Below are 21,713 nucleotides of genomic sequence, written 5' to 3' on the forward strand. Positions count from 1 at the left end.
GAAAATGATTAATGGTTCAAACAGATAAAGTATTGGACGCTAAAGGGCTTGCATGCCCAATGCCGATCGTTAAGACGAAAAAAGCGATGAAAGACCTGGCTTCCGGCGATGTGCTGGAAGTCCAGGCAACCGATAAAGGGTCAACAGCCGATTTGCAGGCATGGGCAAAGAGCTCAGGCCACGAATACATCGGCACGGAAACAGAAGGAGACGTCTTGCTTCATTATTTGCGCAAAGACGGCGCAAATGAAGTAGAAGAGACGATTGAAATCCCTGAAGTATCACTCGCTGATTTTCAAGCACGGGTTGAAAACGGTGATTCGTTGAACATTTTGGATGTTCGCGAGCAAGAAGAATACGATGAAGCGCATATCCCTGGCGTCAAGCATATTCCGCTCGGTGAAGTGGAAAACCGCATGAACGAATTGGATCAAGACCAAGAAATTTACATCATCTGCTATTCAGGCCGCAGAAGCGGAGTTGCTGGCGATATGATGGCGAAAAAAGGCTTTAAAAACTTGTACAATGTGGTACCAGGCATGCGTGATTGGACTGGCAAAACCGAGTAATCGGGCCAGTCCTGGCACCAAGCCGGAATGTTCTATGCAAGCTTGAGAAATATAGGCATTAATTTTTTTTGAAATAAAAAATACCCCGGGAGGTAATTAATAGATGTCAGTAAAAGCAATGACCGCGGCGCAAGTAGCCCGCAAAGTAATTGATAACGAACCATTGTTCATCCTTGATGTCCGCAACGGCGACGCATTCGCCGATTGGAAAATCGAAGGCGGCAACATCCAGTACTTGAACATCCCATATTTTGATTTATTAGACGGCGTTGAAGAAGTCATCGATCAATTGCCGAAAGACCGCGATATTTTGGTTGTCTGTGCCAAAGAAGGATCTTCCATCATGGTCGCAGATATGCTTGCAGATGAAGGCGTGGAAACGGCTTACCTGTCAGGCGGCATGAAAGCATGGAGCGAGCACTTGGAGCCGGTGAAAGTCGGCGATTTGAACGATGGCGGAGAGCTTTACCAATTCGTCCGCATCGGCAAAGGCTGCTTGTCTTACATGGCGATTTCCGGCGTGGAAGCGGCAGTCATTGACGCGACTCGCATGACGGATGTCTTCTTGAACTTCGCGCAGGAAAAAGGCGCACAAATCAAGCACGTATTCGATTCACATCTTCATGCAGACCATATCTCAGGCGGCCGCAAAATCGCACAAGCGACAGGCGCTACGTATTACTTGCCGCCGGCTGATGCTGAAGAAGTGGTATTCGAATATACACCACTTGAAGGTGGCTTCGAAGCAGTAGTTGGCAGCTCGAAAGTCGAAGCGCTCTATTCGCCAGGACACACCATCGGTTCGACTTCATTTATCGTCGATGATCAATACTTGATGACAGGCGATATCCTGTTCATCGATTCCATCGGACGCCCGGACCTTGCAGGACTAGCGGAAGACTGGGTCGGTGATTTGCGCGAATCCCTATACAGCCGCTACCAGGCGCTTGCAAACGAATTGTCTGTTCTGCCGGCTCACTTCATGATCATGGATGAGTTGAACGAAGACGGTAGCGTCGCCAAAAAATTGGGCGACTTGTTCAACGAAAACCACGGCTTGAATATCGAAGATGAGCAGGAATTCCGCGATATGGTAACGAAAAACTTGCCACCGCAGCCGAATGCTTACGAAGATATCCGCAAAACCAATATGGGCAAGATTACACCAGAAAACGAAATGCAACGTGAAATGGAAATCGGCCCGAACCGCTGCGCCGTACGTTAAGTTTTACCGATTACGAATTGGATAAAGAGTCAAAAAGAGCGATGAAATCAATCCAGGCGGTCGCTTTCATCTGAGATAGTCAAATAGATATGTAACAAAACAGCGCAGACTCCTTGGGGAGCAGCGAAGTGCTGAAATCCATTCGGGCGCCTAGCCCGAATTAGTTCAGCGCGAGCCCCCAGGAAAGCTAGCTGTTTTGTGGAATATCGACTGTAGTGAAATTGCATTTAGACTTATATAGCAAGTAACTATAATAAAACATTCTAAAGGAGAGATTTTGATGAACGCAGATAAAGTACTAGACGCAAAAGGCTTGGCTTGCCCAATGCCGATCGTAAAAACAAGAAAAGAAATGAAAGACATGGATTCCGGGCAAGTCTTGGAAATCCAAGCAACAGATAAAGGCGCTTCAGCAGATTTGACTGCTTGGGCAAAATCAGGCGGCCACGAGCTCTTGGAACAGCAAGTCGATGGCGACGTGCTGAAGTTCTGGATCAAAAAGGGCTGAAGAGTGAAGGGCATCGAATGATGTCCTTTTCTTTTTACCGTTTTTTAGCTGAAATTGTTGACACAATGCAAAAATGACCGGAACGGCGGGAGCTGATGCGGCTGTATCCCTCCTGCAGAATAGGCTTTTGCGATGGGCGTTCATGCTTCATTGCATAGGCATGCCATACAAGCGTTGCTTATTCGATAGGAGGGGGTAATTGTGTTGAAAAAATGGATTCCGGCTATTGAGTGGCTGGGCAGCTACAAAAAATCAGATTTGAGCGGTGACTTGAATGCTGGCTTGATCGTCGCCATCATGCTCATTCCGCAGGGGATGGCTTATGCGATGCTGGCGGGATTGCCGCCGGTGATCGGCCTTTACGCCTCGACGGTCCCGCTCATCATTTACGCATTGTTCGGTACATCGAGGCAGCTCGCTGTCGGGCCGGTGGCGATGGTCTCCTTGCTGGTACTGTCCGGTGTCTCGCTATTGGCGGAACCGGGCACGGACGAATACATCTCCCTGGCGCTGTTGCTGATGCTGATGATCGGGGTGTTCCAGCTGCTATTGGGCGTCTTCAAGCTTGGCTTCGTCGTCAATTTCCTGTCCCATGCAGTCATCAGCGGATTTACGTCTGCGGCTGCCATCATTATCGGCCTCAGCCAATTGAAGCATTTGATCGGCGTCAGCCTGGAAGCCGATAAAAACGTCTTCCTGATTATCGGTGAAACGATTCGGCGTGCCGGGGAAATCAATCCTGCAACATTGGCCATTGGCGTGGGCAGTATCGTTTTGTTGATCCTCATGAAAAAATACGTCAAGAAAATACCAGGCCCGCTAGTGGTCGTTGTATTGAGCATCTTGGCTGTCTATCTTTTCAATCTGAACGGCCTAGGGGTGAAAATCGTCGGGGAAGTGCCTGCCGGCTTGCCGTCTTCATCCTTGCCTGCCTTTCAGATGGATGCATTGATAGCGCTAGTGCCGATTGCCTTGACGATTTCGTTTATCGGGTATATGGAATCGATTGCAATGGCTAAGGCGATCGCAGCGAAAGAAAAGTACAAGATCGATCCCGACCGTGAATTGATCGGGATCGGCTTGGCCAATGTCGGGGGCTCCTTTTTCGCAGGCTATCCCGTAACAGGAGGGTTTTCGCGGTCTGCCGTCAACTATCAGGCGGGGGCGCGGACACTACTCGCATCGATCATCACCGCCTTGCTGATCATCCTGACCTTGTTGTTCTTTACAGGCTTGTTCTACTATTTGCCGAATGCAGTGCTGGCTGCGATCATCATGGTCGCTGTCTACAGCTTGATCGATGCCAAAGAGCTGAAATACCTGTTCAAAGTGAATAGAGTGGATGGCCTGACATGGTTATTGACGTTCCTGGCGACATTATTGATCGGCATCGAGCAGGGCATCATTGCAGGGGCGATTTTTTCCTTGCTCGTCTTTATCCGCCGCAGCGCTTACCCGCACGTAGCCGAACTCGGTTATTTGCCGGAAGAAGACGTGTACCGCAATACGGATCGGTATCCGGATGCCGAGACGGATCCCGAAATTCTCATTTTCCGTGTAGATGCCTCGCTTTATTTCGCCAATATGACGTTTTTGGAAGAGCAGCTTTGCAAAAGGCTCGCAGAAAAACCCGAGACGAAATGGGTCGTCTTCGATTTCTCCAGTGTCAATTCCATTGATGCCGTCGCAATCCATGCGCTTGAAGACCTGATGGAGCAATGCCAGTCCGGCAAAGTGGAAATGGTCTTCTCAGGCATCAAGAATACGGTATTGGATGTCCTGAAACGTGCGGATTGGGAACGTAAATACGGCGGCAGCATCCATTATATGAGCATTGAAGATGCATTGTCTTCAATCAAGGGCAAGGAGGAGCGGCAGTGAAAAGTGCGGAGCTGAAAAAGCAGAACGAAGAGTTCATCCAAAAAATCAAGGCTCAGGACCCATCCTATTTCGATGAATTGAAGAAAGGGCAGACGCCTGAATACTTCTTGCTGTCATGCAGTGATTCGCGCGTCAGCCCATCCGTCATCATGCAGATGCCGCTTGGGCACATGTTCGTCCATCGCAACATCGCCAACCAAGTGGTGGAAGAAGACGAAAGCTTCTCTGCCAGTTTGTATTATGCAATCCTCCATTTGAACGTCAAGAAGCTTGTCGTCAAAGGCCATACAGGCTGTGGTGGCGTAAAAGCCGCTTGGGAAGGCAATGAAGAGCCGGAACTGCAAAAATGGCTGGCTTATATCAGGAGAGGCTTGCCGGAGAAAACTGGCGGCGGCGAACCGACCCTTGATGAGCTGTCAAAATTGAACGTGCTCAGCCAAGTGGAGCGATTGCAGCAGCATCCGGTCTATCGGCAATATGGAAAAGGCGTTGAAATTTCCGGATGCATTTTCCATGTCGAAACCGGTGAACTGGAACAGATCTATCCAACATAGCTTTTGGAATATAAGAAATTAGCAGGTTTTCTTTTAAAGAAGATAGCTGATTTCTTATATTTCAAGCACTTTTTTATGTTTCAGCTTGACTCCGAAATGATTGCAGAAGTGTAAAGTTTCCATTTTTTAAGCAAAATCACTTTGCAAATTTACCCCAGGGGGTATAATAGGGAGTGACATTAAATAGAGGCAAGAAAAAGCATAGGGCTTTTTCAGAAAGGTGAGTTTCCATGAGTATTGATTTTATGATTGTTATTTTCTTGATCGGCTTTGTCGGTTCCTTCATTTCAGGAATGGTCGGAATCGGCGGATCCATCATCAAGTATCCGATGCTTTTGTATATTCCGGTCATGCTGGGGTATACGGCATTTTCGGCACATGAAGTGTCAGGCATCAGCGCCATCCAGGTATTCTTTGCAACGATCGCAGGGGTATGGGCATACCGGGGCAGCGGGTATTTGAATAAATCCCTCATTGCCTATATGGGCGGCGCCATTCTAGTCGGGAGCTTTATCGGCGGTTACGGTTCGACACTCTTATCCGAGTCCGCCATCAACATCGTCTATGCCATTCTGGCGACTATCGCAGTCGTCATGATGTTCATCCCGAAAAAAGGCTTGGATGACATCCCGGCAGATCAAGTGACGTTCAACAAATGGATTGCTGCAAGCCTGGCGTTCATCGTCGGGATCGCGGCAGGGATTGTCGGTGCAGCAGGCGCCTTCATTCTGGTGCCGATCATGCTGGTCGTCTTGCGGATTCCAACTCGCATGACCATCGCGACTTCACTGGCGATCACATTCATCTCGTCCATCGGTTCAACGGTCGGTAAAATCGTCACCGACCAGATCCTGTACGGGCCGGCTGCAGTCATGATCGTAGCGAGCATCATCGCCGCCCCGATCGGCGCAAAAGTGGGCCAAAAAGCGAACACCAAAGTATTGCAATGGATCTTGTCGCTGTTGATTTTAGGTACAGCAATCAAAATCTGGCTTGATATTCTATAAGAGCGAAAAGCTTCCGGCAGCTGCCGGAAGCTTTTTTAGTGAGTAGAAAAGTTTCCGCTTTTCAACTGCGCTCCAATGGCTGCTTTCCGGGGGGCGGGTGCCCGGCCAAGGTGGCAAAAAACGCCACCTTTGTCTTGCCAGCCCGCTCGGTCCCCCAGGCGTCGCCCCCCTTCCACTCCGACTTCTGGTTTGAGAGTGGAAAATCGTTTCTTCAGCTCACAAAACAGACGGTGTGGAGATGCATCGTATTCTGTCGCTTGCTTCAGCCAGGTCAAAGAATAAGGTTATGCTGGTCTCCGCCAACTAAAATACATCAAACTTTCTGATTGGAGCATCACAGGACCAGGCGCCGCGTCTCGGGAAGCGATTTCCCCATCAGCCGGCAACGGACTGCAAAAGCAGATCCACTTAAACAGTTTCGACACAACGAAATCTCCAAGCCGCCGAGCGCCAAGGGTGAGCCGACGCAATAAGACAAGTGCTCTTCTTGGCTTATGGCGAGAGGCCAACCCAAAGCCGGGCGGCGAATACCAAGGCGAAGCTCTGAACAACTCGAGAAACATTACCACAAGAAACCCCTCGCTAGCTTCATTTAAAACCTGCCCGACAAAACAGTTACTTGCAGAAATACAAATTAGCTTTCATTTGGATTTTTCAGTGGAAAGAGTACAATGAAACAAAGAGCATGGGAAAGGAAGAACAGCATGAAACCAGTAATTGTAGCCGAAAAGCCGAGCCAGGCGAAAGCGTATGGCGATGCGTTCAAGACGGTGAAGCGGGAAGGCTATATGGAAGTGGCGCCGAATCCGATCTTTCCGGAAGGCGCATTCATTACCTGGGGCATCGGCCATCTCGTCGAATTGAAAGAGCCGAAAGCCTACGACCCGAAATGGGGCAAATGGTCACTCGCTTCCTTGCCGATCCTGCCGGCTGAATACCAATTCCAAGTCGCGCGCGGCAAGTCGCAGCAATTCAATATCATCAAGAAACTCCTGAAAGGAACCGATACCGTCATCAACGCCTGCGACGTGGACCGCGAAGGCTCGAATATCTTCTATAGCATCTACCGCCAGACCGGTGTTCGCGGCAAACACATCAAACGGCTGTGGATCAATTCGCTTGAAGTGGACGAAGTGCGCGAAGGCTTCCGGAATTTACGCGACAATAAAGAAGACCTGCGCCTGTATGAGGAAGCGCGGGCGCGCCAGATCAGCGACTGGCTGGTCGGCATGAACGGCTCGCGGCTCTATTCACTGCTGCTCCAGGAACGCGGCATCCATGAAGTATTCGCGATCGGGCGGGTCCAGACGCCGACCGTGTTTTTGATCTATCAGCGCCAAAAGGAAATCGAGGCATTCAAGCCGGAGCCGTTTTACGAAATCGAAGGGAAATTCAAGACCGCAAAAGGCAGCTATAAAGGAAAAGCGAAACTGAAAGCCAAAGAGCGAAAAAAAGCGGAAGAGCTCTTGGCCGCCCATGAATTGACGGATGGCAAAGCGCAAAGCCATATCAAAGAATTGAAGACAGCGGAAAAGCGCATCCCCCCGCAGCCGCTACATTCCTTATCGAGCCTCCAGGCAGCCGCGAACCGGAAATGGAAATACAGCCCTCAAAAAGTGCTGTCGGCAATGCAGAAGCTGTATGAGAAGAAGCTCGTCAGTTATCCACGGACCGATTCACGCCATATCACTTCGGCGGAATTCGGCTATTTGGCCGCCCAAGTAGAGAGTTACCAGAAGCTCATTGACACGCCGTTTCCGATTGACTCGAAACTGCCGAAAAAGCGCTTTGTCGACAACACGAAAGTACAGGAGCACTATGCCATCATCCCGACGAAGAGTTTGCCGACAGCGCGTAAAATAGAAGGGTTGCCGCAAGATGAACGGAATTTGTACGAAGAAGTGATGCGGACGACGCTCGGCATGTTCCACCGGGATTACCGTTATGCGGAAACGAAAGTCGTGACCGATATAAAAGGGCTCGAATTTCACACGACGGGCCGGACGGAGCTCGATAAAGGCTGGAAGTCACTGTTTCCGGCCGCCAAAGAAGCGAAGCAGGACCCGCCGCTTCCTGAATTGTCCCTGCACGAGCAAGTAGCGGCAGCGATTGCAATCGTGGAAGGCATGACCACCGCCCCGAAGCCCTATACGGAAGGGCAATTGATCGCCATGATGAAAACCTGCGGAAAGTTCGCAGAAGATGTGGCGGACAGCGAAATCCTCAAGGAAGTCGAAGGGCTCGGGACGGAAGCGACGCGCAGCGGCATCATTGAAACGATCAAACGCCACAATTATATCGAAGTGAAAAGAAACATCGTCTCCGTAACAGAAAAGGGGCGATTATTGTGCCAGGCGATTGAAGGGAATCTGCTGTCGAGCCCGTCGATGACCGCAAAATGGGAAAGCTACCTGAAGAAAATCGGCAAGGGCGAAGGCTCGTCGGAAGTGTTTCTTACCACCATCGGAAAATTCATCGAGAAGCTGTTGCAGGATGTGCCGGGGCAATTGCGCAGCAACGGCATGCCGGACCAGATGCCGGCCTTGCAGGGCACGGCGATTGCGATATGCCCGCGCTGCCGGAAAGGCTCGATTGTATCCCGCAAAGGTTCATACGGCTGTACAGAACACGCAAGCGGCTGCAAGCAATCATTCCCGGCGGTGTTCTTGAAAAAAAGGCTGACAGCCAAGCATATCGAGTATTTATGCACGAAAGGGAAAACGCCGGTCATCAAAGGGTTTGTTTCGAAGAATGGCAAAAAGTTCAATGCCAGTCTCGAATTGGAAGAGGGCAAATTGAAAATGAAGTTTTAATATTTCCCAGGAAATAGACAAGGAGGAGTGGATAGAATGAGAAGATTGACGATTTATGTAGCGGAAGCGAAATCGGAACGGCCGATTCATGAACTGGAGGATTTATTGTTGAAAGAGCCGGGGATCGAACGGGCTTTGGTTGATGTTGAGGACGGCGAAGTCAAGTTGGAACTGGATGAAACGAAAATCAAGGAAAGCCAGGTCATTGGGCTGATTGAACGTGCAGGGTTTCACATCGAGTGATTTCTTGCCCTAAGGTAAGTGTTCATGTACAATGGGAATTATCATGAAGCAATAACTGTATACAACAGGTCAAATGTCGCGGACAATAGTGCCGAAGGCAAAGCCGGAAAGATTTCCCTCATTAGTGGGAGACTCTTTTCGGCTTTTTTTATAGGGGGGAAGCGGAAATGGGTTATTTTGTGGATCATCGAACGAAAAAAATCCATCACAGCCAGTTTGCAGGAGATAGCTGCGGCTTTTTGCAAACGCCCATAGAACAAAGGGAGTTTACCGATAAAATGGAGTATGTGGAGAGCTTGGCAGAAAAGGAATATGAACATTGCCCGCATTGCCAAACCGCACAGTCGACTGTCGGGTAAATCGGATAGAGAAAAAAGCCGCCTCATGGGCGGCTTTTTCATGTTAAGAATGTTTATTCGGTTCAAGAAGCACGAGGATGTAACTGATATCCATCGAAAATTCCCAATCGAGGAAAATTTCTCGGATGTCCCGGTTGAGCAGTTCAGGGAATTGGGTTTCCTTCAGCAGCAAGCGTTTTTCAAGAGGCCGCTTCACTTGTTTCAATTCTTCGGCCAATCCTCTGCGTATGAGCTCACGTTCGATCTCCACCAAGAAGCCTGTGCGTTCGATTAATAAGGTCCGGTCATTCAACCAGAACAGCTCGGTGCTTTCGGGTTTCTTTTCGGCTTTTCGGCTGGCTTCCACGACTGAATCGTGGAGAGCTTCTTGCGTCGCGTCAGACTGCCAGTCAAATTCAGTTGCAGCATCCCGGCTAGCCATGACCCCGATAAGCATGCCGGTCTGGTTTTCCAGATGCCAATCGGAATAAATCGATTCGACTTTTTCGCCAGAAGCACGGGAGAAGGCAGCGCAAATATCCGGCTTCAGTTCTTCGATCAGCAAATGGCGGATCTCCATTACGCGCCTGAACTCATTTTTCTGGAGCAATATCTTTTCAGTCGGGCTTAGGAAACCTCTCAGGTGGACGATGACAAAGGGTGGTTTCACAATAACGAATACAGATGTCGGGCCTTTCCCGAAGTGTTCGCGGATGACGGTTGAAATATAGCCGCCGATTTCACTTTGCATGGTTTTGGAATTCTGCAAATGGTTCGCCTCCTCGATTAAGTTAATGGTTGTGCCGTGTATGGCATTGTGTTTATTGCTGCTGGCCGCGCCATGCAATGTACGCCCATCAGCAACGGTTAAATGCCTGGCAGAACGGGTATAATTGGAAAAACGGATACGGGCGGAATTCAGAAGGGGTGGATCGTATGGTTTCGGCAGAACGAAAGACGGACCTCACAACAGCAAGAAACCGGCGCGTCCACACTTCACGGAATTTTTGGGCGGGCTTATTGTTCGGAGCCGGGATGTTTTCAGTGCTCGAGCAAAGCATTTTCCATTTCTTCCTGCAATGGCATCATTTCTACGAAGGCAATGGCCCCCAAGCGATTTTGACCGGGGAAGGAATTTACCAGGTCATCGGCTGGGCATTGACGGTTTTGTCTCTATGGATCGCTGCCGATTTGGCCAGGCGCAAAGCCTTCTGGCCAGCGCGCTTTTCAGGCAGTGCATTGATTGGAGGCGGCGTGCTGCTGATATTCGACAGCCTGGTGTTCCGCCTGCTGTTGAATCTTCATACCGTCAGGGACATTGGGGACCCTGTTTTCTACGAATCGCTATGGCTCGGAACAGCCGCTTTCCTTTTTTTGCTTGGCTGGTCGGTCTTGCGCAATGCTTCAAAAGATGGAGATTAATCCTCGTCACTTTACTATACCCTAATTTTCATACTTCCCTTTTAATGGGACAAACCGGACCGCTTCAAGCGCTGTCTTTTCCAATCTCCCATCGCTGGATTTGTCGATGGCGAGAAGGTCCTGGCTGTACTGATGGCCGACAGGGATGAGCATGCGCCCGCCGTTTGCCAATTGGTCCACCAATTCTTTCGGAATATCCGAGGCGGCAGCAGTGACGATGATCCGGTCGTACGGTGCATGTTCAGGCCAGCCGAGGCTGCCATCGCCCAGCAGGAACGAGATGTTTTCGAACCCTTTCGCTTCGAGCCGCTTTTTTGCGCTCTCAGCTAGCTGTGGAATCTTCTCGACTGTATAGACTTCACGTGAAAAAGCTGCCAGAAGCGCTGTCTGGAAACCCGATCCTGTGCCGATCTCCAACACTTTGTGATGGTCTTCGAGATCGAGTGCAACCGTCATTTCCAAAACGAGTGAAGGTTGTGAAATCGTCTGGCCATATCCAATTGGCAAAGCTTCGTCTCGCCCGGCATCTTGCTGATGGCGATCCATGAACGAACCCCGGTCAAGTGAGCGGAAATAAGCGGTGATGTCCTGTTTACGTGCAGTCATGCAGATACACCTGCTTTCGTTCGATTTGTCTTATACATTCCTTGCTACTATCATAAGGAAAAACGGCATAAAGCACAAAGAGCGACACTTAAGGAGAGGAGCCGGTTATGGAGAAAAAAACGATCTCAACGATTGAACAGGAGTTGCCGGATACAGGGGAACTTGAAACCGCAACTTTCGGGATGGGCTGTTTCTGGAGCCCGGATGCACGGTTCGGGTCCTTGCCTGGCGTAATCCGGACACGGACGGGCTATGCAGGCGGCACTTCGGTCAATCCCACATACCGGCAAATGGGGGACCATACGGAAACCATCCAAGTGGCATTTGATCCCCGGCAGATCGGTTTTGAAGAAATCGTCAGGGAATTTTGGCGCAGCCATTACCCGAACCGCGATGCTTACAAAGGGCGCCAATACATTTCCTTGCTGTTTTGGCAGTCCGAAGAGCAAAAGCGCGTCATTGAGAAACTGAAGATAGAAAAAGAGCAGGAACTGAACGAGCCGGTCGAAACGGAAATCCGGCCGTTCGATGGATTTACGGAAGCGGAAGAGCGCCACCAGAAATATTACTTGAAGCGCTATCCGAAAGCGCTTGAGCAATTGGCAGAACTTTATCCCGAGATGGCTCTTTTGACGCCGTCAACTTTCGCTGCACGGCTGAACGGATTCGTCAAAGGCTTCGGCAGCCGTCAGCAATTGCAGGAGGAAATCAGCGGATGGCCGATCAACAAAGGACACAGTGATGCTCTTCGGCAAGTGCTGCTTAAACTGAAATGGTAATTTGATGAGTGCTGGAAAGACCGCTGATTGCGGTCTTTTTTTATGCACATGCAGGGAGAGCAGACAGCCGCAACGAAATAACACTAGAGGAAAAAAAGATGCAGGGGGGAACAGGGACATGGTGGATGAACGCACAATTCTTTTGGTGCTGCCCATTCTGGTTTTGCAGATCGCCTTGATGATATTCGCATTAGTGGATTTGATCAAAAACCCGGATCCGAACGGCCCGAAGTGGATGTGGGCGGCGATCATCGTCTTGCTGAATATTATCGGGCCGATTCTGTACTTTGTCATAGGGAGGCGGAATTATTGAACGTATTGGAAGTCAGGTCATTAACGAAGCGCTTCGGTACTGAACAAGCAGTGGATGGATTGGGCTTCGAGCTTGCAGAAGGCAGTGCGACGGCCTTGATCGGGCCGAACGGTGCCGGAAAGACCACAACGCTGTCAATGCTGGCAGGACTGCTGGAAGCGACAGAAGGAGAAATCCAGCGCAAGAAAAATTTATCGATCGGTTTTCTGCCGCAATATCCGCGTTTCTTTCCGTGGCTGACTGCCGTGGAATTTACCGAAATGGCCGCTAAACTGAGCGGAGTCGATCAGAAAAAAGCCCGCCAGCAGGCAGAACGGACGTTGGGGTTTGTGGGCCTTCGCCAAGTGGCCAATAAGAAAATCGGCGGTTTCTCAGGAGGCATGAAGCAGCGGCTCGGGTTGGCGCAGGCGATGGTGCACCAGCCGAGCTTGCTGCTGTTGGACGAACCGATCTCTTCCTTGGACCCGACCGGTCGAAGGGAAGTGATGGAACTGTTGAAATCACTTCTCGGGCAAACCACGATTCTTTACTCCACCCATATCTTGAACGATGCAGAAGAAATGACAGACCAATTATTGTTTTTGCAGAACGGGCGCCTTGTGGAACACGGTTCCCTGGACCAGGTGCGCAGCCGCTATGCGGATCCCCAAATCCGGATCCGTTTCGAAAATACGAACGCTGCGGAAAGGTTTGTGCGTGAATCGCCGTGGCCAGCTGCCGTTCAAGGCACAGCAGTTATTGTGCCTGTAAAAGCGGAGGGGCCGATCATGCAGGATGTGTTCCGTTTCCTGTCAGTGAAAAGCCTGCCTGTTGTCGGAGTGGAGCAGGAGACAGCCAGCCTGGAAGATATCTTCCTTAAGGTGGTGGCAGGAAAATGAAGCAATTTTCGACACTGTTATTGAAGGAATGGCGTGAGAACCTGCGCAATTATAAGATATTCTGGATTCCTGTCGTCTTTATTCTGCTGGGCGTCACAGAGCCTTTATCGAATTATTATCTACCCCAGATTCTCGACGCTGCAGGTGGCCTGCCGGATGGCGCCGTCATCGAACTGCCCGATCCTGAACCTGAACAATTGCTGGTAGCGGTCATGGGCCAGTTCCAGCTGATCGGCATGCTTGTCCTCGTGCTTGCTTATATGGGCAGCATAGCTGGTGAGCGCAAAAACGGGACGGCCACTCTTTTATATGTTCGGCCTTTATCGTTTACGTCCTATTTCCTCAGTAAATGGCTGATGGCTTCCCTTGTGGCATTGATCAGTGTATGGGCAGGCTTTTTGGCCGGTTATTATTACACCGCGGTACTGTTTTCAGCGGTGCCGTTCGGCGAATTCCTGTCATTTGCGGCAACTTATAGTATATGGATGGTGCTGGTCGTTACTTTGGTGTTATTCGCAAGTGCGGCTATGCCGAACGCGGGATTGGCTGCTGGGTTGACGCTTGCCGCTCTGCTCATTTTGCAGCTCGTCGACAGCCTTTTCGGCAGCCGCTGGGAATGGTCGCCGCTGAAGCTTCCGAATTACGCAGCGTCTTTCCTGGATATCGGGCCGGACGTGACAGCGCTGGTCTGGACGCTTGCGATCTCGCTTGCATGTTTGATAGGATTGGCTGCACTGGGCATTTGGCTGTCGAAAAGGAACCGTGCGAAAACGAAAGTATAAAAGCAATCAGCGATTAGCTGATTGCTTTTCTTTTGGGCGAATGCTGGTAGAATAAGAACAGGATTTGGCGCAGCGCTGGAGAACTTACATGCTGCAGTGGATAGGCCGTAAAGCTATCCATGCCAAACCGGGACTCGTGCGCAGTGGCCAATAAAATGGGCGCATGGGCCATACTAATGAATTGAGGAATAGAATATGAAGAAATTGATTGCATTGATTTTGGTGGCATTGCTCCTGCTGGGGTTTGCCTGGGTCAATAATAACTGGATTGTCACGACCGAATATTCGGTCCAAACGGAAAAGTTGCCGGATGCATTTGCCGGCAAGCGTATCGTCCAAGTATCGGACCTCCACAATGCTGAATTTGGGAATCGACAGCAATCCTTGTTGGATAAAGTGGCAGCGGCGAATCCGGATGCCATTTTCATTACCGGAGATTTGATCGACAGCGACCGCTACGATTTGGAAAGGAGCCTGGCGGCTATCGACGGGCTGGTGAAGATGAGCGAAGTGTATTATGTCATCGGCAACCACGAAGTATCATCGAACCGGCTGGATGATGAAATCGTCCCTGCCCTGGAAGAACGCGGTGTCCAAGTGCTGCGCAACCGCTCACTCATGTGGGAACAGGGCGGGGAAGCCATTCAAATTGCGGGCATTGACGATCCATTGATGGACATCTACCTTCATGAAGAGGAATTCACGCGCAACAGCATCGCAGAAGCGGGGCTCAACGACGCGTTTACCTTGCTGCTTGCCCATCGTCCCGAACAGTTGGAGACTTATGCAAGCGAAGGCATCGATGTCGTTTTTTCCGGTCACGCACACGGCGGCCAGATCCGCATTCCTGGCCTGGGCGGCTTGATCGCCCCAGGCCAGGGCTGGTTTCCGAGCATGACAGAAGGCGTCTTCGAGTCGGGGGATACGCAGCTTGTCCTGAGCCGTGGCCTTGGGAACAGCGGGTTTCCGCTTCGCGTTTTCAATTTACCCGAAGTGGTGGTCGTAACGTTGGAGAATGAATAACTAATTTAGGGGGACCGATTTTCGTGATCAGAAAAAGTGAAGTGACGCTGCATTGCTATACAAAAAGAACGGATGTCTCCTACAATCTCCCGGCGGATCAGCAGGAATTCACCATGATGCCGCAGGAGCTCATCAAGCGGGATGCGGGAAATCCCGAAAAGCATCTGATCGTCATCCGCGCGCGCGGCGAAGTAGCCGGATTTTTCGAACTGGATGAATCGGCAGACCGGAAACGCTATTCCGATAACCCGAAAGCCTTGCTTTTGCGAGGCTACTCCGTCAACCCGAAGTATCAAGGGCGAGGGATTGCGACCGGCTCTCTCGAAGCTTTGCCTGCTTTTATGCAAAAAGAATTCGAAGCTTTTGACGAGATCGTACTCGGCGTCAATGCACGCAATACCGCTGCGCAGAACCTCTATAAAAAAGCCGGTTTTGAAGACACCGGCCGAAGAGTAATGGGCAAAAAAGGCGAACAATTCGCGATGTGCCTGAAAGTGGAATAACCTATCCAAAAATCGCCCGAAACGCTGTGGAAAAACAGCTTCTCGGGCGATTTTTTGTTTTCTGGAATTAAATCCCAAAAACTTAAACTTCAAAATACAGGTGCTTATGAAGGTTGCAGCCCGGATTGAACGCGGCGGCGCAATGCGGACAGGAAGAAACGCAGTCGAGATATTCACGGATGGACAGCTCGGTTCCGCATGCCCCGCAAAGAACCGCTTTTTCATCGAACCGCTCTTTCGGCCAGACGGAAGCATTGCCGCAGCCGACAGCAGCGTGGCATTCAAAACAAGGAAAATATTCTCCGCAGCAATGAAAGCGGATGGCGATCCGGTCAATTTCCGAATGATAATGGCGGCAGCGGGTTTCGGAATCGACCTCGAGCCCGGTGACGGGGGGACGTGCATACATGGCAGACACTCCTTCTGAATTCATGTATTTCTTTCATGCTACTATGAAAAAGACCGGCTGGCGAGTGCCGAATGATAGCTGAAAATGGTCGAGAGCGCCGTAAGCCTTTATAATAGGGATAAGTATCTTGAAGGAGGAGACGGGGCAATGGTTAAGGAATTCGAAGATGAAGTCATGCGTGCGATGGACAAAGTGTTTGAAGATGAGATGAAGAAAGTAAGCGAGACGCTCGAGCAGGATTTATTGATCTCATTGATCGGGGAGGTCAATGCCGGGAAATCGACAACAGTGAATAAAATCATCGGTGAAGACATTGCCAGCACCAACCCGATGCCTGGCGAAACGGTCAGCGTGGACCCTTACAATATACGCGGCCTCGAAAACATCAAGTTCATGGATACACCGGGGCTCAATGACCCGAATGACGAAAATCCCAAAAAGACCTTGGAGTTCGTCCAGCAATCGGATGTCGTGCTATTTTTCCTGAATGCTGCCGGCACGGTCTTTTCAGATAGCGAAAAGCAAAAATTTGCTGAAATTGAAAAACATAATAAAGACATCCTTATCGTCCTGAATAAAATCGATGCGGCGGAAGATATCCCGTCGATCATTAAGTTCATTAAAGGGCACACAAACAATAAATACAAAGTGATCCCGGTTTCTTCGAAAACAGGAGAGAACCTGGATCTGCTGAAGAAGGAAATCTTGCTGTTGCTGGAAAAGAAGGGGAAAGACCTGCTCTTCGCCAAAAGCATGAAAGAGAAATCATCCGCTGCCACGCGCTGGATCGTGGGAGCCGGGGTCTCAGCGGGAATCATCGGCGCATCACCGATTCCTGGATCGGACGTATTGCCGCTGACGACGCTGCAGGTCGGACTCATCGTCAAATTGTCGAATCTGTACGATAAGCCGTTGACGAAAAAAGCGGCAAAAGACATGATTGTCATTACTGCCACGCAGACGATCGGCCATACCCTTTACCGACAGGCGTTGAAATTCGTTCCGGGGGCAGGTTCGATTATCGGCGGGACAGTGGCGAGCTCGATGACACTCGCGCTTGGCTATGGCGTAAAATACGCGTACGAAAACAATATCGCTATCGATTATGATATGATCGGCAGCCTTTATGAAAAGCTGAAAAAGCGAGAAAAGAATGCTTGAACCAAGTAGCCGTCCCGTTTTCAGGGCGGCTTTTTGGATTTACGCATAGATTGAACCGGAAATATGGAGGTGGGAATCGTGAAAATATTGGTAGTGGAAGACAACCCGAGTGTCAGCTCGATGCTGGAATTGTTTTTTTCGAAAGAAGGGCTGGCAGGTGAATTCGCTGGAGATGGGCTGGAAGGCTACCGTAAGTTCCAGGAAGGGGATTTCGACTTGCTGATCCTCGATTGGATGCTTCCGGGAATGGACGGCATCGCTTTATGCCGGAAAATCCGCGAGACGGGAAGCGAAGTACCGATCATCATGCTGACAGCGAAAGACAGCGAATCCGACCAAGTGATCGGTTTTGAAATGGGGGCGGATGATTATGTGACCAAGCCGTTCAGCCCCTTAACCTTGATGGCGCGCATCAAGGCGGTGACCAGAAGGGCGCGAAAAGGCGAAGCGGCAGAGGACGGCATCCGTACCGCTCATTTCCATGTCAGGAAAGAAACACGCGAAGTCGTGAAAGACGGCCAAGCGATCGACAATCTAACGCCGAAGGAATTCGATTTGCTGGTTTTTTTCCTGCAGCACCCGAAGCAAGTGTTCAGCCGTGAGCAATTGCTTGAACAGGTATGGGGCTACCAATTCTACGGCGATGAACGGACAGTAGACGTCCATATCAAACGGCTGCGCAAGAAAATTCCGGAAGGGGACCAGCTCTTCCATACGGTGTGGGGAGTGGGCTATAAATTTGAAGAACTTGCGGGTTAAGTATTTCTATCAATTGATCGCGAGCCATATGGGCGTCCTCGTGTTTGCGGTGGCCATTTTAAGCACGCTATTCATCTTCTACGGCGAGCGGGTGGCGTATTCGGATAAGGCGGAGGAGCTGGAGCGCTACGGCGAGCAGATCCTGCAGGAACTGGAACAGGCGCGCCCGGGGACGGACCTGCAATCCTATGTAACGGTGCTCGAAGCGCAGAACATCAATTTCATCGTTTTCGACCAGCAAAGCCGGATCCTTTATCCGATCAACGGCAATTTCCCGTCAGTCGAGCTGACGCCGGATGAATGGAACGTCATCGAGCGCGGCGAAACTTTGGTCGTCTACCGGGATGTCGAACGCTTTGAGCGGTCGATGACGTTTGTCGCGCTGCCGTATGTCGAAGGCAGCACGCTCGCTGGCGGAGTGTTACTGGCTTCGCCTGTAAGCGGCATCCGGGAAATGGTGGCGGAATTGAACAGGACGCTCGTTGCGGTGATCGCCATTTCCTTGCCGTTTGCCCTATTGCTCAGCCTGCTATTGGCGAAGATTCACGTTACGCGCCTGCAGCGCATGCGAAAAGCAACTTCGATGATCAGCGAAGGGCATTACCAAGTCAATTTGCCGGAATCGAATTTTGATGAATTCGGGGATTTGGCGCATGACTTCAATGTCATGGCGGACAAATTGCAGCGTTCGAATGAAGAAATCGAACAGCTTGAAAACCGCAGGCGGCGCTTTATGGCAGATGTCTCGCACGAGATGAGAACGCCGCTGACGACGATTGCCGGTGTGGTCGAAGGCTTGAAAAGCGGCATGATCGAAGAACAGCAGCGCGAAAAAGGCATCCGCCTTGTGAGCGATGAGACGAAGCGCCTTATGCGCCTCGTCAATGAAAACCTGGATTATGAAAAAATCCGGTCGAATCAAGTGACGCTCATGAAAGAGGAGATCGAAGCGGCCGAACTGTTGGAAATCATCCAGGAGCAGCTGCAATTGCAGGCGGCCGAAAAAGGAGACCGCTTATTGATCGAAGCCGAGCCTGGCGAGATGATCTATGGGGATATGGACCGGCTGATCCAAATCCTGGTGAACATCGTCAAGAACAGCATCCAATTCACTGATGGCGGGGACATTTTCCTGCGTGCCCGTGCAGAATCGGAGGTGACCGTGCTGGAAGTGGAAGATACCGGGAACGGCATCGAGGTTGATGAACTGGAGATGATTTGGCGCCGTTTCTATAAAGCGGATGTTTCGCGCGGAAGCGGCCAGTTCGGGCTGGGCCTTTCCATCGTCCGGCAATTGGTCAATTTGCACGACGGGGAAATCTCGGTGGAAAGCGAAAAAGGCAAGGGCACCAAGTTCACCATCCGCCTGCCGCATAAACCATCAGATAAGTAATTGAAACAGTGAAAGCCTGCCGTGTGTTGCGGCGGGCTTTTTCGCATCCGTCCACCTCGAAAACTTTACATTTCTGTTGCATGTTTGGTCATAATTTTTTCATATCTGCTTTGTATGATAAGACTATCGAAAGCCACAAGGCAGACGGCCAACAATCATTAAAGGGGATGGGAAAATAATGGGTTACTATAATACACCGCGTCAGAATGACCAAAAGAATCCGTGGAAACGCTATATGGCTTCCAGTTTCGGGGGCGTACTGGCAGGCGCATTGCTGGTCGGGACACTGGTCACAGGAACGGATTTGGGCGAAACAGAATCTGCGACTGCGGGCGTTCAAACCAGTGAACTGCAAAACGAGTCAGCGATTGTCACGACAGACGTCACGGAAACCGTCGAGCAGACGGCAGATGCAGTGGTTGGCGTTTCCAACCTGCAAGCGGACAATAATCCGTTCGCACAAACTTCTACGCAAGAAGCAGGGGCGGGATCCGGCGTCATCTATAAAAAGCAAGGCGATGATGCATACGTTGTCACGAACCATCACGTAGTGGAAGGCGCTAAAGAAGTCGTCGTGACCTTGGCGGACGGTGAAGAGCTTGAAGCGGAAGTGCTCGGTTCGGATGTATGGACCGATCTCGCAGTCCTGAAAGTCCCGGGAGCGCAAATTGACACGATCGCAGAGTTTGGCGATTCCTCAGTGCTGAAATCAGGAGAGCCCGTCATTGCCATCGGCAACCCGCTCGGCCTTCAATTTTCGGGATCGGTGACGACAGGCGTCATTTCCGGTACGGAACGTGCTGTCCCGATCGACATCAATAAAGACGGCCAGGAAGACTGGCAGTCGGAAGTGCTTCAAACCGATGCCGCGATCAATCCCGGCAACAGTGGCGGCGCATTATTGAATGCACAAGGCCAAGTCATCGGCATCAACTCGATGAAAATCGCACAGGACGCAGTGGAAGGAATTGGCCTTGCCATTCCAATTAACTCCGCGATCCCGATCATCTCCGAACTTGAAGGGGAAGGGGAAGTGTCCCGTCCGTCTCTAGGTGTCGCATTGCTTGAACTCGAACAGATACCTGCAGAAATCAGAAATGCGGAATTGAACCTCCCGGCTGAAGTGGAAGACGGCATTGTCGTCCAATCTGTACAGGAAGGATCCGGCGCCGACGAAGCGGGAATCGAAGCGAAAGATACCATCGTTGAATTGAACGGACAGGCAGTCACTTCCGTCTTGGAACTCCGACAATATCTCTATACGGAAGTGAAAGAAGAAGGGGCAGTGACGGTCAAGGCTTACCGGAACGGCGAACTGAAAACTTTTGAAGTCCAGTTGAGTGAACAAATTTAATGTGGCATATAAAAAAGCGGCGGACAGGAAATCCTGTCTGCCGCTTTTTACGTGAACTTGGCAATGCAATTAATTCCCGAACAGGCCGAACCAGTCAAAACCGATCGCAAATCCGACAATCACCAAGACAGCGATGGCGAAAATGATCAATCCGAGCTGCAATGGCTTGTAACCTGTTGTTCTTGGCTCTTCAAGCCCTTCCTTTTCTACGGGCGGCTTGCGCTCCAATTCCTGCTCGCTCGTTTTCATATATTCCTGTTCTTTGTCCTTGTCGTTGTGGTTATTTTTGTTATCCATTTGTTCTCCTCCTCCAATGCTTGCTATATTTTTCAGGCCTATCGCTTCGGCGTACTCACTTCAAGTGTTTGTCGAGTTGATGTTCTTCCATTTCGGTCAGCTTCCTCGCCAACTCGCGGCCGAATGCCTGTGAGGAACCGGGATCGCGGCCAGTCAGGAGGCGGTCGCTGCCCCAAACAATGTATTCATCTTGCCCGTCGCCTTTGTCGTATTGCGCAATTTTTCCCATTTCATCTTCCAGGCTAAACGGCAATAGCCCGTCCACTTCTTCCGGTTCCATATCATTCGGATAGCCCGTCACTTTCAATCCTTGCAATAAGGGCTTGCCGTCTTTCGTTTTTGTAAAGACGAGCGGGGCTGGGCCGTGGCAGACAGCGGAAATGATGCCGCCTGTTTCGTGGACGACGTTGATGACGGCGTGAAGATTTTCATCATGTGCCAAATCGAACATGGCGCCATGGCCGCCGACAATCATGATGGCATCGTAATCGCTCGCTTTGACATCCACGACTGGGGTTGTCTTATCCGCAATGCCGGAGTCGTATAATTTTTTGTATTTGCCCTCTGGATCGTATGCTGAATCGAGGCTCAGGGGGTCGACAACCGGTTTGCCGCCGTCGATGGAAGCGAGACCTACCGAATGGCCCGCTTTCTCAAGTTCCGCCAAGGGCTCGAATAGTTCTTCTGCCCACCAGCCGGTTACGTAATTGTGCTCTTCGTTTGAATAGCCGCTTGATAATACTGCCAATACTTTTGCCATTTGGGTATCCTCTCCATTTCTTTAGAAAGCTCTTGTTCCTACATTTACCCTTTGACGGATTCCTGAAACTTCCGGGAGTTCCCGGTTTTGGCTGCATGCAAAGCTGTGCTAAAATAATATGAGTAAAAATTTGAGG

25 protein-coding genes are annotated in these 21,713 nt (G+C 50.5%); 20 read left to right on the forward strand and 5 right to left on the reverse strand.

Annotation, left to right across the window (positions count from 1 at the left end):
* The first annotated feature begins 11 nt into the window (after positions 1–11).
* From DP119_RS01135 to DP119_RS01175, 9 genes are all read left to right on the forward strand, one after another.
* Positions 12–569, forward strand: a complete 558-nt coding sequence (locus DP119_RS01135; RefSeq protein ID WP_068870422.1) for a sulfurtransferase TusA family protein — start codon at positions 12–14, stop codon at positions 567–569.
* Positions 570–672: 103 nt separating this feature from the next.
* On the forward strand, positions 673–1,794 hold the full coding sequence (locus DP119_RS01140; protein ID WP_112230101.1) for an MBL fold metallo-hydrolase: 1,122 nt from the start codon (positions 673–675) through the stop codon (positions 1,792–1,794).
* 280 nt (positions 1,795–2,074) lie between these two features.
* Complete coding sequence (locus DP119_RS01145) at positions 2,075–2,302, forward strand: sulfurtransferase TusA family protein (protein WP_068870419.1); 228 nt, start codon at positions 2,075–2,077, stop codon at positions 2,300–2,302.
* 201 nt (positions 2,303–2,503) lie between these two features.
* Complete coding sequence (locus tag DP119_RS01150; RefSeq protein ID WP_112230102.1) at positions 2,504–4,183, forward strand: SulP family inorganic anion transporter; 1,680 nt, start codon at positions 2,504–2,506, stop codon at positions 4,181–4,183.
* Complete coding sequence (locus tag DP119_RS01155) at positions 4,180–4,737, forward strand: carbonic anhydrase (protein WP_112230104.1); 558 nt, start codon at positions 4,180–4,182, stop codon at positions 4,735–4,737. The genes DP119_RS01150 and DP119_RS01155 overlap by 4 nt, the downstream gene beginning before the upstream one ends.
* 230 nt (positions 4,738–4,967) lie before the next feature.
* Positions 4,968–5,744: a sulfite exporter TauE/SafE family protein gene (locus DP119_RS01160; RefSeq protein WP_112230106.1), complete on the forward strand. Its 777-nt coding sequence runs from the start codon at positions 4,968–4,970 to the stop codon at positions 5,742–5,744.
* Positions 5,745–6,448: 704 nt separating this feature from the next.
* A complete protein-coding gene (locus DP119_RS01165; RefSeq protein ID WP_112230108.1) occupies positions 6,449–8,557 on the forward strand; it encodes a type IA DNA topoisomerase in 2,109 nt (702 codons plus the stop codon).
* Between the two features lie 36 nt (positions 8,558–8,593).
* Positions 8,594–8,800, forward strand: a complete 207-nt coding sequence (locus tag DP119_RS01170; RefSeq protein WP_112230109.1) for a heavy-metal-associated domain-containing protein — start codon at positions 8,594–8,596, stop codon at positions 8,798–8,800.
* Between the two features lie 167 nt (positions 8,801–8,967).
* On the forward strand, positions 8,968–9,159 hold the full coding sequence (locus tag DP119_RS01175; RefSeq protein ID WP_112230110.1) for a hypothetical protein: 192 nt from the start codon (positions 8,968–8,970) through the stop codon (positions 9,157–9,159).
* A gap of 43 nt (positions 9,160–9,202) precedes the next feature.
* On the opposite strand, the gene DP119_RS01180 is transcribed toward DP119_RS01175, so the two are convergent.
* Positions 9,203–9,907 carry a Na-translocating system protein MpsC family protein gene (locus DP119_RS01180; RefSeq protein WP_112230111.1) on the reverse strand — a complete coding sequence of 235 codons (705 nt, stop codon included), beginning with the start codon at positions 9,905–9,907 and terminating at the stop codon, positions 9,203–9,205.
* A gap of 167 nt (positions 9,908–10,074) precedes the next feature.
* Between DP119_RS01180 and DP119_RS01185 the strand changes: the two genes are divergently transcribed.
* On the forward strand, positions 10,075–10,560 hold the full coding sequence (locus tag DP119_RS01185) for a DUF2243 domain-containing protein (protein WP_121298687.1): 486 nt from the start codon (positions 10,075–10,077) through the stop codon (positions 10,558–10,560).
* Positions 10,561–10,581: 21 nt separating this feature from the next.
* Here DP119_RS01185 and DP119_RS01190 read toward each other — a convergent pair whose 3' ends face one another.
* On the reverse strand, positions 10,582–11,166 hold the full coding sequence (locus DP119_RS01190; RefSeq protein ID WP_112230114.1) for a protein-L-isoaspartate(D-aspartate) O-methyltransferase: 585 nt from the start codon (positions 11,164–11,166) through the stop codon (positions 10,582–10,584).
* 107 nt (positions 11,167–11,273) lie between these two features.
* On the opposite strand from DP119_RS01190, the gene msrA reads away from it, so the two are divergent.
* The 6 genes from msrA to DP119_RS01220 all read left to right on the forward strand — a co-directional run bounded on the left by msrA (position 11,274) and on the right by DP119_RS01220 (position 15,444).
* Positions 11,274–11,945 (forward strand): peptide-methionine (S)-S-oxide reductase MsrA, encoded by a 672-nt coding sequence (gene msrA / locus DP119_RS01195; RefSeq protein WP_112230115.1) that lies wholly within the window; start codon positions 11,274–11,276, stop codon positions 11,943–11,945.
* 118 nt (positions 11,946–12,063) lie between these two features.
* A complete protein-coding gene (locus tag DP119_RS01200; protein ID WP_205853826.1) occupies positions 12,064–12,258 on the forward strand; it encodes a PLD nuclease N-terminal domain-containing protein in 195 nt (64 codons plus the stop codon).
* Complete coding sequence (locus tag DP119_RS01205) at positions 12,255–13,136, forward strand: ABC transporter ATP-binding protein (RefSeq protein WP_112230117.1); 882 nt, start codon at positions 12,255–12,257, stop codon at positions 13,134–13,136. The genes DP119_RS01200 and DP119_RS01205 overlap by 4 nt, the downstream gene beginning before the upstream one ends.
* Complete coding sequence (locus DP119_RS01210) at positions 13,133–13,918, forward strand: ABC transporter permease (RefSeq protein ID WP_112230119.1); 786 nt, start codon at positions 13,133–13,135, stop codon at positions 13,916–13,918. Before DP119_RS01205 ends, DP119_RS01210 begins: the two co-directional genes overlap by 4 nt.
* 195 nt (positions 13,919–14,113) lie before the next feature.
* Positions 14,114–14,941, forward strand: coding sequence for a metallophosphoesterase (locus tag DP119_RS01215; RefSeq protein ID WP_112230121.1), 828 nt, complete (start codon positions 14,114–14,116; stop codon positions 14,939–14,941).
* 23 nt (positions 14,942–14,964) lie between these two features.
* Positions 14,965–15,444, forward strand: coding sequence for a GNAT family N-acetyltransferase (locus DP119_RS01220; protein ID WP_112230123.1), 480 nt, complete (start codon positions 14,965–14,967; stop codon positions 15,442–15,444).
* An 82-nt stretch (positions 15,445–15,526) separates the two neighbouring features.
* Here the strand turns inward: DP119_RS01220 and DP119_RS01225 are convergent, their stop codons facing one another.
* Entirely contained in the window at positions 15,527–15,853 is a 327-nt protein-coding gene (locus tag DP119_RS01225) for a CHY zinc finger protein (protein WP_112230125.1), read from the reverse strand.
* Between the two features lie 147 nt (positions 15,854–16,000).
* On the opposite strand from DP119_RS01225, the gene DP119_RS01230 reads away from it, so the two are divergent.
* From DP119_RS01230 to DP119_RS01245, 4 genes are all read left to right on the forward strand, one after another.
* Complete coding sequence (locus DP119_RS01230; RefSeq protein ID WP_112230127.1) at positions 16,001–17,014, forward strand: GTPase; 1,014 nt, start codon at positions 16,001–16,003, stop codon at positions 17,012–17,014.
* Positions 17,015–17,092: 78 nt separating this feature from the next.
* Positions 17,093–17,773 carry a response regulator transcription factor gene (locus DP119_RS01235; RefSeq protein WP_112230129.1) on the forward strand — a complete coding sequence of 227 codons (681 nt, stop codon included), beginning with the start codon at positions 17,093–17,095 and terminating at the stop codon, positions 17,771–17,773.
* Complete coding sequence (locus DP119_RS01240; protein ID WP_112231875.1) at positions 17,763–19,166, forward strand: sensor histidine kinase; 1,404 nt, start codon at positions 17,763–17,765, stop codon at positions 19,164–19,166. Before DP119_RS01235 ends, DP119_RS01240 begins: the two co-directional genes overlap by 11 nt.
* 178 nt (positions 19,167–19,344) lie before the next feature.
* The gene (locus DP119_RS01245; protein ID WP_112230131.1) at positions 19,345–20,520 is read left to right on the forward strand and encodes a S1C family serine protease; all 1,176 of its coding nucleotides are present in this window, start codon (positions 19,345–19,347) and stop codon (positions 20,518–20,520) included.
* 69 nt (positions 20,521–20,589) lie between these two features.
* Here the strand turns inward: DP119_RS01245 and DP119_RS01250 are convergent, their stop codons facing one another.
* Positions 20,590–20,817 (reverse strand): hypothetical protein, encoded by a 228-nt coding sequence (locus tag DP119_RS01250; protein WP_101191568.1) that lies wholly within the window; start codon positions 20,815–20,817, stop codon positions 20,590–20,592.
* A 55-nt stretch (positions 20,818–20,872) separates the two neighbouring features.
* Positions 20,873–21,577, reverse strand: coding sequence for a type 1 glutamine amidotransferase domain-containing protein (locus DP119_RS01255; protein WP_101191566.1), 705 nt, complete (start codon positions 21,575–21,577; stop codon positions 20,873–20,875).
* Positions 21,578–21,713: the final 136 nt, after the last annotated feature.

Origin of the sequence: Planococcus maitriensis, from assembly GCF_003289925.1 — a bacterium.
GTDB classification, from domain to species: Bacteria; Bacillota; Bacilli; order Bacillales_A; family Planococcaceae; genus Planococcus; species Planococcus maitriensis.